We start from the raw sequence: 10,916 nt of genomic DNA on the forward strand, positions 1-10,916 counted from the left end.
ATGGCCGGGGCAGGGTAGGGCAGGGGGCGGACGGCGTAGCCGGAGGTGTTCACCTCCAAGGCGATGCCCTTGTCCGCCATCAGGCGCAGCAGCTGACTGATCTGCTCTTGGTGGCGCACGGTCAGGCGGATGTCCGGCAGGTGGCGCAGGGCCGCGTCAAGGTGGCAGAGCTTGTCGCAGGGGATGACGGCGCAGGCTTCGGTCAGGCTGGCGAAATAGGCTTCCAGCACCTTGTCCGCGCCGAGCGCGGCCAGCGCGTCAATGTGCTCCTGCCTGCTGCTGAGCAGGTTGAGATGGCGGCGGCCGTCAAAGTGGAAGTGGCAGGACAGGCCCCGGTGCGCAAAGGGGAAGCGTTCCAGCTCGGCCAGCAGCTCGTCGGCAGCCAAGGCGTTCCAGCCCACCTCCACGCCCAGCCGCACCTCGATCTGGCCTGCGTACTTTTGCTGCAGGCGGCTGCCTTCTTCAAAGTACTGCCCGAACAGCTCCGGGGTCAGCCAGATTTGATGCTCATAGCGCAGGCCGCATTCCAGATGCTCTAGGAAGGTCATGGAGCGCAGACCCTTGGCAATGGCCGCGCGGACATAGTCCTCCATCTCCCCGGAGGCGTGATTGCAGAGCTTGGTGTGGATGTGGTGGTCGCCGCTGAGGTCCAAGGGAAAATTGCTGAAGGAGGAGAGCAAAACGGGCCTCAGCAGCGGCGGAAAGACAGAAGGGGGAACGGCATCAGGCGTTTCCCTTGGGGAAGAAATGCAGAACGCCGTCGATATCCGAGGTGTCGCAGATGTCGCCGAACTCCATCTCGAAGTTGAACAGTTCGGACATGTCATCCAGTTCCATGGAGAAGGCCGGGCCTTCAGGAAGGTGGTAGACCAAGGTTTCAACCTTGCTGAAATCTATCGGGCGGGCGAATATTCTCTTCATTGTGTATGATTGGTTTGGGAGGCGCTGCTGGTTTTGGACGGTCACGTCCACCCGACTATATGCCTATAGTAAAGAGTATAAGTTTCTTTCCCTGAAAAAGCAAGCCGCAGCTTGCCGCCGGCAGGCGGAGCGCAGGAAAGAGCGGCGCAGGCCAAGTTTCCTTTGACAGCATCCCGGCTGATGGTAATATGCTGCGGGCAGGCCAAGATGCAACAGGCGGAGCAGCGGCTCCCCGACAACCAACCAGCAAAGACGAGATCAACCATGAGCGACAGCAAAGGCGGCGGGATGAAGAGGGATTTCATGCAGGCGACAGACAAGAACCCTTCCTGCATCATGCCGGAGAAACTGAGCCTTGATTCCCCCCTCACGTTTGAATGCCATCCGGGGGTGAGCTGCTTCACCGCCTGCTGCCACAACATCAGGATAGTACTCACGCCCTATGACATCCTCTGTCTGCGGCGGCGGCTGCAGCTGTCGGCCCATGAGTTCCTCACCCAATATGCGGAGCCGGTCTATCTGGAGAAGACGGACATGCCCGGCGTGCAGCTCAAGATGGTCGGCGAGAAGGAGGGCTGCCCCTTTGTCACCCCGGAGGGCTGCACGGTCTATGCTGACCGGCCCACAGCCTGCCGCTACTATCCGGTGGGCATGGCTGACTTCCATGAGGCAGGCCAGGAGGGCGGCGAGGAGAAGTTCTTCTTCCTGGTCAAGGAGCCGCACTGCAAGGGCTTTGAGGAGGCGAAGCAGTGGACCATCCGCGAGTGGCGGGCGGATCAGGGCGTGGATATCCGCGACGACATGAATAAGGACTGGCTGCGCCTGGTGATGCGGCGCAAGTCGTTCAGCCTGCAGGCCACGCTCTCGGAAGCGGCGCAGCGGATGTTCTTCATGGCCACCACCGATCTGGATCACTTCCGCCGCTTTGTCTTTGAAAGCTCCTTCCTCCAGACCTACGAGGTTGATCAGGAGACAGTTGAGCGCATCCGGCATGACGACGAGGCCTTGATGCGCTTCTCCTTCAAGTACCTTGCCAACACCCTGTTTGGCGCGGAGGGCATGAGCATCAACAAGGCCAAGGTGATGGAAAAGGTCAAGGTCATGCGCCAGGAGCAGGAGGACAACCTGCGCCAGCTGGAGGAGGAGTACAAGCAGCTCAAGGCTGAGCGTGAAGCGCAGCGGCAGAAAGAGGAGGAGGCGCGGAAGCAGTCCTGAGCCAAGCCCGGAGCAGTGCGCAGGGGGAAGCCGGAAGGCTTCCCCTTTCTTTTTCGGCAGGGAGGCCTGCCCTGCGCTCACATCTTGCAGACGAGCGGGTACATCCTGCAGGCCACGCAGAAACGGAAGGCGGCCTCCATCAGGGCGCAGGCGGCGAACAGCAGGCCGATGATCCAAGTAGCGGCAGTTTGATGCAGGAGCCACGCCGCAGTGAGGAGGAAGGAGAAAAAGAAGCCGAGCCGGGCGGCGAAGAGCTTGGGCGCGGCATCGACAAAGACCGGTTTGAGCCGCATCAAGGCGGCGACCCGCCTGCTGATCAGGGTGAAGAGGCTGCGCTGCGGCTGCCAGAAGCCGCGAATGCAGAAGTCTGCCGCCACAATGAGGATGATCCACTTCCACGGGCTGAAGAGATGGAGCAGAACCAGAACAGCGGCCTGCGCGGCGTTGAGCCGCGCGAGGTTTTCGTCAATTCTTTGGAAAGACACTGGGCACATCGCGCTCATGGCGGTCTCCTTGTGATGGTGAGGGAACGGCTTGTTTGCCGGCGCAGAGAAATGCTGCTGGAATCCGTCGGTTGTCGGTATTGGTAACGCCGCCGGGCGGCAAGGTCAAGGGGAAAATGCGCTACTCAGGATGAAAAAGGAGGAAGCGGCCTGCCTTCCCGCTCCGGCAGCGCGCCGCCGCTTCCTCCCGCGATCATGAAGATGCCGTAGGTGCTGCGCCAGTTGGGAAAGCGGCGGACAATCCTCCCCTGCGTCTCATGATGGTGGCTGCTGATGGCCACGCTCTTCAGGATGACTCCGTGGATCTTGCGGACAAAGATGCGGAAATCCCTGAGAGTGATGATTTGCCGGCGCAGAGAAATGCTGCTGGAATCCGTCGGTTGTCGGTATTGGTAACGCCGCCGGGCGGCAAGGTCAAGGGGAAAATGCGCTACTCAGGATGAAAAAGGAGGAAGCGGCCTGCCTTCCCGCTCCGGCAGCGCGCCGCCGCTTCCTCCCGCGATCATGAAGATGCCGTAGGTGCTGCGCCAGTTGGGAAAGCGGCGGACAATCCTCCCCTGCGTCTCATGATGGTGGCTGCTGATGGCCACGCTCTTCAGGATGACTCCGTGGATCTTGCGGACAAAGATGCGGAAATCCCTGAGAGTGATGATGCGGATGTTGGGCGTGTTGTGCCACTCGTAGGGGAACTGCTCGTTGCGCGGAGCTGCCCCGGTGAGCAGGAGCTGGAGCCGCACCTGCCAGTGGCTGAAGTTGGGGAAGCTGACGATCACCCGGCTGCCCACTGTGAGCAGCGCCTGCAGTAGCTTCTCAGGGGCATAGACCTGCTGCAAGGTCTGGCTGAGGACTATGTAGTCGAAGTGGTTGTCGGGATAGTCAGCCACCTCTTCAATGAAGTTGCCGTGCAGGACGGACAGGCCCCGGCTGATGCAGAAGGCGGCGTTGTCCTCGTCCTGCTCAATGCCCACGCCGCGCACCTGCTTCTGGGTTTGCAGATAAAAGAGCAGGTCGCCTTTACCGCAGCCCAGATCGAGCACGCGGCTGCCCGGCGTGATCCACGAGGAGATCATATGCAGATCAAAGCGCATGGCGGCGCATGGCTGATCCAACAAGGGAGCTGCGTGCCCAGGTTTCTTGCTCATCGGGATCATTCTGCCTGCCTGCGCTCTTCCTCAGAACGCGCACGCAGAAACCCGGCAACCAAGTCAGTCAGGCGGCGGCTGGGAATGAGAAAGCCGTCATGGCCGCTGTCCGCCTCAATCTCGCAGAAGCTCACATTGATGCTGTTCTTTTTCAGCAGCCGCACCAGCTCTTTGGACTGATAGGTGGGATAGAGCCAGTCTGAGGAGAAGGAGACGACAAGAAAGCGGGTGCCTGCATCGGCCATGCGGGTCAGTGTGCCGCTGTCCACGGTGGTAAAATCGAAATAGTCAGCCGCCTTGGTGATATAAAGCAGCGAGTTGGCATCAAAGCGGCGCACGAACTTCTCTCCCTGATAGTGCAGATAGCTCTCGACTTGAAAGTTGACGTTGAAATCATAGGAGAGCGAGCAGCGGTCTTGCAGCCGCCTGCCGAACTTGCGGCGCATGGCCTCGTCAGAAAGATAGGTGACATGGCCGATCATCCGGGCCACTGCCAGGCCCAGCTCCGGGCCTTCGCCGCCGTAGTAGCTGCCCTGCCGCCATTTAGGGTCGGCCATAATCGCTTGGCGGGCGATTTCATTGAAGGCGATGGACAAGGCTGAATGGCGGGCGGTTGTCGCCAGCAGTACTGCCGAGGCCACGGTTTCCGGGTAGCTGGCGCACCATTGCAGGGCCTGCATTCCGCCCATCGAGCCGCCGATCACGGCCAGCACCCGGCGGATGCCGAGATGATCCAGCAGCATCTTCTGCGCCCGCACCATGTCCCTGACAGTGACCACCGGGAAGTCCATGCCGTAGGGCTGACCGGTCTCCGGGCTGATGGACGACGGCCCGGTGCTGCCCATGCAGCCGCCGATGATGTTGCTGCACAGGACGAAATACTTGCGGGTGTCTATGCCTTTGCCCGGCCCGACCATGAACTCCCACCAGCCCGGCTCCTGCGCCTTGCCGCAGCCGCTCTCGTGGCTGGCCACATGCGAGTCGCCGGAAAAGGCATGGAGAACAAGGATGACGTTGTCCTTCTGCGGACTCAGCTCGCCCCAAGTCTCGTAGGCCAAGGTGATCGGACCAAGCCCTGCACCGCACTCGACCGGCATCAGGCCGGGCGGTTCAGCAAAGGTGAAGTGTTGCCTTGCGCCGCTCACAGTAGCCGCCTCGGCATTTCTTGTTTACTTCTGCAATGCAACATGATAATAGAAAGGACAGCCCGGCAGCCTGCCGGAACATGATTATTTCTGCAACAAGGAAGGAAGCATGAAGATCAGAACGTTTCACCGCACCTGCGCCATCATCTTTTCACCGCTGTTTCTGTTCTCGTCCCTCGGCGGCGCGTTTCTGCTGTTCAGGAAAGCGGGGCTATACGAGAAAGAAATCAAAGAGCTTGCCGTCTCTTTCCATACATGGGAGATCATCCCAGTGCCCTACATCGGCATGATCCTCGCCCTCGGCCTGTTTGCAGTGACAGTTAGCGGCATCATTCTCTTCTTCAACAGAAGAGCATAATCGGATAGACACAGAGAGGACCGCGCGTCCCCTCTGTGCGTGCTGTCAGGCTGCCGCTTCCAAGGCGGCGATGCGGTCTTCCAGCGGCGGATGCGTGCTGAAGATGGCCTTCATGCTGCTGCCGGAAATGCCGCTGGCGGCCATCTCCTTGGGCAGCTCGCTTGGCGGCATTCCGCCGAGGACGCGCAGCGCGTCAATCATGGGCCGCCGGTCGCCGAGCAGCTGCGCCGCGCCTGCGTCAGCCCGGTATTCGCGCTGGCGGGAGAAGTACATGACGACGATGCTGGCGAGGAAGCCGAAGAGCAGCTCAAAGACTATGCTGATCAGGAAATAGGTCATGCCGGGGCCGCTGGACTCCTCCTCGTCGCTGCGCAGGAAGCTGTCCACCGCGTAGGCGGCGGCGCGGGAGATGAAGATGACAAAGGTGTTGACCACGCCCTGAATCAGGGTCAGGGTCACCATGTCGCCGTTGGCCACATGCGCCACTTCATGGGCTAAAACCGCCTCCACCTGCTGCCGGTTCATGGTCTGGAGCAGGCCGGTGGAGACCGCCACGAGCGAGTTGGATTTGCTGGGGCCGGTGGCGAAGGCGTTCGGCTCGCCTTCGTAAATGGCCACTTCCGGCATGGGCAGGCCAGCTTTCTCAGCCAGACGGGCCACGGTCTCCACCAGCCAGATTTCCTCCTGCGTCCTCGGCTGCTCAATGACCTGCGCGCCGGTGCTCCACTTGGCCATCATCTTCGACATGAAGAGCGAGATGAAGGAGCCGCCGAAGCCGATCAGCGCGGCAAAGGCCAGCAGCATGCCCATGTTCAGGCCGCCTGCGGTCAGGAAGCGGTCCACGCCGAGAATGCGGGCGCTGACGGACAGCACCAGCATCACCGCGATGTTGGTCAGCAGAAACAAGACTATTCGTTTCATTGCATTCCTCCGTGCAAATTTGGTTGGGGGATGTGCGGCATCGCTCTAACTATGCGTCCTCTGCCCTGGCGTGTCAAGCTGAAGCGGACAGCGGTGCGCCGATTCTCCTTACTGCAGCTGCTGACCGCCTGTCATTGGTCAATCTTGAAGCGCAGCCCGCTGGTAGACAGCCTCAGGGCGCAAGTGCTTGCTCATACGGCGGGCAAGCACTTGCTGATGTGCTGGAGATGAGGGATGCGCCGGGGTGATCACAAAGATCGCCCCGGCGTTGGAGGGCAGTCGCAAGATCAGGGAGCCGCAGCCTTTGTCAGCAGCTCGGCCCGCTTGAGCTTGAGCAGCTCCTCGGCCTGCCAGCTGCCGATCTTAAAGTGCAGCGCACTGGAGGACAGCTTCAGGACGTAATGGTCATCCTGCTTGGCCAAGGCGAAAGCGACCGTCTCGCCGCCGTTCTTCGTGGCTGTGAACTGAAGGGTCGGTGCCTGCTGGAAGAGCGGCGCGGCTTTGGCCGGATCGAGCACGGCCAGCACATTCAGGCCGGTGAGCTGATCAAGGGCCTTGGCCAGCTTGGCCGGATCAGCCTCGCCGCCCTCCAGCTTCCAGTCCTTGTCCTGCCGGACCAGCACGATGTCCGCCAGCGTGATCTTGGCCAGCTCGTCGCGCTTGAGGCGGCCAAGGCTCTTGTCCAGCCACTTGTCCGGGTCGGCCTCGGTTTCATAGCCGCTGAGAGGGATGCTGAAGACCTCGTCCCTGCCTGCGGCGCGGGCGTAGCTCTGGCGGAAACCTGCCACGCCGCCGAGGTAGAAGTCGGCGGCAGCCGCATTTCCCGCTTTGAAGACGACATGCCGCTCGAACTGATCCTCAGCGGTCTTGAAGCGGCGGGCAGCCTCTTTGGTCGCTGCTACGGCCAGGCCCTGCTTGGCTGCGGCGGCCTTGCGCAGCAGATCCTCGACTTGGCCGCTCTCCGCCGGGGCCGACTGCGCCTCGCGCATCAGCCAGGCCGCGCCATTCTTCTCGATGGTCAGCGTCTTGCCGTCGCCCGCGCTGATGACCACAGTCGTGACTTTAGCTGGATCAAAGCTCAGGAAGAGCGCGTCCGGCGGGGCGGCGTTCAGGCCGGAGCCGCTGCGGAGATGGACAAAGACTGTCAGACCGATCTGCGCCGCCAGCAGCACGGCAGCAAAGGTGATGACACGTTTCAGCATGATGCAGTCCTCCTTGCCAGCGGTTCCAGCAGCCTCAGCTCGGCCCGTCTGCTGCGCCGCCGCCAGCTCATGTTGATCAGCCAGACCGCTGCCAAGCCAAGCAGGGCCAAGCCGTAATTGAGATATTCAACGAACTGCTGCCCTTGCTTGCTGATCGGGTTGAGCGGGCGGGAGAAGTGGCTCCGGCCCCGGATGGCAAGCAGGCCCCGGTCCTCCAGCGACCAGTCCACGGCGTTGGCCGCGAGCTGCACCGGCGCGAGATAGCTGGTGCGCGTCACGCTGGAGCTGATGCCGAGGATGGTGTCGCTGAGGAAGCTGTCCGAGGCGAAGAGGATGATCCGGGCACTGTCAGGCGATTTGTCGATCTGGCGGATGATGACCCGCCCCTCTTTCTCCTTCTTGTCTTCCGCGTCCTCCGGCTTCGGCTCCTCCTTCTTCTCGTCTTGCTTCAGCAGAGGCGAGGGCTTGCCTGCGAAGTAGGAGCTGAAGCTGCCCTCCACAGCTGCGGCTAAGAGCTGGCGGCCCTGCTTGTTTTCATCCACAGGAAAGCCCAGTCCGGGATGCAGAGCGAAGTCCGGCTGCATGACAGTGGAGGCTGAACCCCAGCTCTTGCTGGAGCTTTCAAGCAGCCGGAGCACCTTGCGGCCCTTGCTCTTCTCCGCGTTGATCTCTATAGGCGAGGCCCAGTTCATGGTCAGCTGATTGAGGCCGCCGACCAAGCCGCTCTCGCGGTTCATGCCGTCCGGGCGGATGTCAACAAAGTAGGGGTACTTGACCAAGCGGATCTCCTGCACGTTGAAACCGCCGAGATTGCGCTCGGTCGGCACCGGGAAGGGGCTGTTCTGCGGGTCAAGCACCAGCTCTTGGCGCAGACTAAGGCCGTGATGCGCCAGCCAGTCCTCCAAGCCGGTCTTGCGCGGGTTGAGGGACAGCTCGCCCTCGAAGCTGACCTTGTAGGGCGAGGCCGCGATCAGCACCGTGCCGCCCTGCATCAGAAATTGGTCAACGGCGAAGAGCCGCTTCTCATCCAGCTCCTCCGGCCCGGCGAGCACCAGCAGGTCGGCCTCAGGCGGAACCTGGCCTTTGCTCAGGTCTGCGTCCTTGACCACATGATCCTGAGAGAGCACGTCGCGCAGAGCGGAGAACTGGAGGCCTTGGCTTGGCATCCCGAACTGCGGCATCGGCGGTGCGCCTTCCGGCACGCTCAGAGCCACAGTCTTGGCAAAGCCTGTGGCAAAGCGCTTGATGCCCGCCTGCAACGACTGCTTCAGGCTCTCCTTGGCCAAATCCTCAGGCAGCGGGATTTCTATGACCTGCTCGCCGCTGGAGAGGGTGATGTAGAACCAGAAGGTGTTTTTATCAAAAAGGCTGGCGGTCATGGGCTGGAAGCCGTACTCGTCGCGGATGGTCTTGGCGACTTTGCCGCCGTCCGCCTCCGGGTCGAGCACGCTGGAGCTGAAGCGGCCCTTGCCCTGCCCTTCCAGCTCCTTTGCCAAGGCGAGCAGGTCGGCCTTCAGTGTGCGCAGCTCCTCCGGCAGCAGCTCGTCCGGTGAGACATAGCCGGTCAGGGCCAGCGGCTTGCTGATCGAACTGAAGAGATCGCCGCCGCCCTGGTAGCTGTAGAGCACCTTCTTGATCGCCCGCGTGATGTCGTATTCAGGATTGCGCAGCTCAACCTCCAAGCTCTGCTCATGCTGGGCCTTGACCTCAATCAGGTCGCGGAAGCCGAGGGTCTCAAACTGGTCGCCGTAGCGCACGAGGATGTCAAAGTAGGAGTTGGTGACAGCGGCCTGATACTTGCTCGCGGTCTGGAAGGGCACGGGCCGGATGCCGTACCGCTGCCCCGCCTCCTGCTCCAGCTCGGCATTCTCCGCCGGGTCAACAAATTCGACCCGCACCTTGCCGCCACCAGCCACGGCGTATTCCTCCAGCAGGTCGCGCAGGCGCGGCACTAACGGGGCTAAAAGCGGATGGGTCTGGGCGGAGAAATAGCCCCGGATCAGCAGCGGCTCGCGGAGCTGGCCAAGATAGCTGCGGGTAGCGTCGGAGATGGAGTAGATGCTGCCCTCAGTCATGTCGGCGCGGAGCTTGCCCAGCGGGGCCAGCCAGAAGTTGGCGGCGAGGAAGTTGGCCGCCAGCAGGCCGCAGGCGATCTGCCAGCTGCGGTGGCTGCTGCTGGCCGGATTGCCCGCCCAGCGGACCTTCTCCAAGCCGTAGATGTTCAGGCTGAGGAAGATGCCGGTCAGGCAAAGATAGTAGTAGATGTCGCGCAGGTCGATCACGCCGCGCGTGATGGAGCGGAAGCGCGAGCCGGAACCGAGCAGCTGGAGCAGCTCCGCTCCCCGGTTGCCAGTCAGGGCGGTGAGGGTGTCTGAGCCGATGAGGTAGAGCAGGCCGCAGATCAGGGTGGTGACAATCAGGCTGACGATCTGGCTCTCTGATTTGATGCTGACAAAGAGGCCCACAGCGATGTAGGCCGAAGCCAAGCAGAGCGCAGCCACATAGCCGCCGAAGACTGGCCCCCAGTCCAGCGGGCCGAGCAGGCTGACCGTGACGGCCAGCGGCAGGGTCAGGAGCAGAGCCAGCGCGGCCAAGGCCAAACAGGCGGCGAACTTGCCCAGCACCAGCGAGAGCGGGCGCACCGGCGCGGTGAGCAGAACTTCCAAGGTGCCTGTGCGCCGCTCCTCAGCCCAGATGCGCATGGTCACTGCGGCGGACAGGAAAATGAGCAGCACCGGCATCCACTCGAAGAGCGGGCGCAGCTCAGTGATGTTGCGGGCGAAGAAGGTCTCCACCCAGAAAAAGGCGAAGAGCGCGGCGGCAAGAAAGGCACCAAGCACGACAAAGGCCGCCGGGCTGCTGAAGAACGCCCCGAATTCCTTCCGGGCGATGCGGATTGCGGTGTTCATCTTGTGTTCTCCTTCTCAGCGGCTGATTTCGGCGAAGACCGTTTCCAGCGTTCTGGTCTCGAAATGGAGGCCGAAGAGCGACCAGCCCTCCGCGCAGACAGCCTGCGCTGCGGCTGCGGCTGCCTCGCGGCTGTCCGCGCCCGGCTTCAGCTCCAGCTCGAAGCGTTCCGGCCCAGCCTGTCCGGCCTTGGCTGTCAGCGGCAGCGAGCCAAGAAGCTGCGCCGCCCTGCCCTGCTCGGCGGCCTTGCAGTCCACGATCAGCCGCCCGCTCCGCCGCAGCTCATCCAAGCGGGAGTCCAAGGCCACCTTGCCGTTTTTAATGATGATCACCCGCCCGCAGACCGCCTGCACCTCCTGCAAAATATGGGTGGAGATGATCACTGTGGCAGTCTTGGCCAGCTCGGCGATCAGGCCGCGCATCTGGAGGATTTGCGTGGGATCGAGACCGTTGGTCGGCTCGTCAAGGATGAGGATTTCCGGCTTGTGCAGGATGGCTTGGGCCACGCCGACCCGCTGCCGCCAGCCGCGTGAAAGAGTGGAGATCAGCTCCGTGGCCTTCTCGGCTAAAGCCGTGCGCTCCACCGCCTCGCGGATCAGGCC

13 protein-coding genes are annotated in these 10,916 nt (G+C 62.2%); 3 read left to right on the plus strand and 10 right to left on the minus strand.

What is annotated here, in order from left to right; genetic code table 11:
- The coding region (locus ACNKID_RS06915) for a histidinol-phosphatase HisJ family protein (RefSeq protein WP_417912706.1) at positions 1-680 on the minus strand (680 nt) is incomplete at its 3' end.
- Between the two features lie 43 nt (positions 681-723).
- On the minus strand, positions 724-921 hold the full coding sequence (locus ACNKID_RS06920; protein ID WP_417912707.1) for a hypothetical protein: 198 nt from the start codon (positions 919-921) through the stop codon (positions 724-726).
- Positions 922-1,185: 264 nt separating this feature from the next.
- On the opposite strand from ACNKID_RS06920, the gene ACNKID_RS06925 reads away from it, so the two are divergent.
- Positions 1,186-2,136: a YkgJ family cysteine cluster protein gene (locus ACNKID_RS06925; RefSeq protein ID WP_417912708.1), complete on the plus strand. Its 951-nt coding sequence runs from the start codon at positions 1,186-1,188 to the stop codon at positions 2,134-2,136.
- A 77-nt stretch (positions 2,137-2,213) separates the two neighbouring features.
- Here ACNKID_RS06925 and ACNKID_RS06930 read toward each other — a convergent pair whose 3' ends face one another.
- Both ACNKID_RS06930 and ACNKID_RS06935 read right to left on the minus strand, forming a co-directional pair.
- The gene (locus ACNKID_RS06930) at positions 2,214-2,639 is read right to left on the minus strand and encodes a DUF4395 domain-containing protein (protein WP_417912709.1); all 426 of its coding nucleotides are present in this window, start codon (positions 2,637-2,639) and stop codon (positions 2,214-2,216) included.
- A 125-nt stretch (positions 2,640-2,764) separates the two neighbouring features.
- The gene (locus ACNKID_RS06935; RefSeq protein WP_417912710.1) at positions 2,765-2,920 is read right to left on the minus strand and encodes a hypothetical protein; all 156 of its coding nucleotides are present in this window, start codon (positions 2,918-2,920) and stop codon (positions 2,765-2,767) included.
- A gap of 18 nt (positions 2,921-2,938) precedes the next feature.
- On the opposite strand from ACNKID_RS06935, the gene ACNKID_RS06940 reads away from it, so the two are divergent.
- Positions 2,939-3,082, plus strand: a complete 144-nt coding sequence (locus ACNKID_RS06940; RefSeq protein WP_417912711.1) for a hypothetical protein — start codon at positions 2,939-2,941, stop codon at positions 3,080-3,082.
- Here the strand turns inward: ACNKID_RS06940 and metW are convergent.
- Positions 3,074-3,727 carry a methionine biosynthesis protein MetW gene (gene metW / locus ACNKID_RS06945; protein WP_417912718.1) on the minus strand — a complete coding sequence of 218 codons (654 nt, stop codon included), beginning with the start codon at positions 3,725-3,727 and terminating at the stop codon, positions 3,074-3,076. The genes ACNKID_RS06940 and metW overlap by 9 nt on opposite strands.
- A 59-nt stretch (positions 3,728-3,786) precedes the next feature.
- The gene (gene metX / locus ACNKID_RS06950) at positions 3,787-4,926 is read right to left on the minus strand and encodes a homoserine O-acetyltransferase MetX (protein WP_417912712.1); all 1,140 of its coding nucleotides are present in this window, start codon (positions 4,924-4,926) and stop codon (positions 3,787-3,789) included.
- Between the two features lie 109 nt (positions 4,927-5,035).
- Between metX and ACNKID_RS06955 the strand changes: the two genes are divergently transcribed.
- A complete protein-coding gene (locus ACNKID_RS06955; protein ID WP_417912713.1) occupies positions 5,036-5,284 on the plus strand; it encodes a hypothetical protein in 249 nt (82 codons plus the stop codon).
- A 45-nt stretch (positions 5,285-5,329) separates the two neighbouring features.
- On the opposite strand, the gene htpX is transcribed toward ACNKID_RS06955, so the two are convergent.
- From htpX to ACNKID_RS06975, 4 genes are all read right to left on the minus strand, one after another.
- Complete coding sequence (gene htpX / locus ACNKID_RS06960) at positions 5,330-6,205, minus strand: protease HtpX (protein WP_417912714.1); 876 nt, start codon at positions 6,203-6,205, stop codon at positions 5,330-5,332.
- A 287-nt stretch (positions 6,206-6,492) separates the two neighbouring features.
- The gene (locus ACNKID_RS06965) at positions 6,493-7,407 is read right to left on the minus strand and encodes a DUF4340 domain-containing protein (RefSeq protein WP_417912715.1); all 915 of its coding nucleotides are present in this window, start codon (positions 7,405-7,407) and stop codon (positions 6,493-6,495) included.
- On the minus strand, positions 7,401-10,316 hold the full coding sequence (locus tag ACNKID_RS06970; RefSeq protein ID WP_417912716.1) for a Gldg family protein: 2,916 nt from the start codon (positions 10,314-10,316) through the stop codon (positions 7,401-7,403). The genes ACNKID_RS06965 and ACNKID_RS06970 overlap by 7 nt, the downstream gene beginning before the upstream one ends.
- 15 nt (positions 10,317-10,331) lie before the next feature.
- Positions 10,332-10,916: ATP-binding cassette domain-containing protein (locus ACNKID_RS06975; protein ID WP_417912717.1), on the minus strand; the 585-nt coding region annotated here is incomplete at its 5' end.

Source organism: Candidatus Electronema sp. TJ (genome assembly GCF_048287355.1).
GTDB lineage: Bacteria > Desulfobacterota > Desulfobulbia > Desulfobulbales > Desulfobulbaceae > Electronema.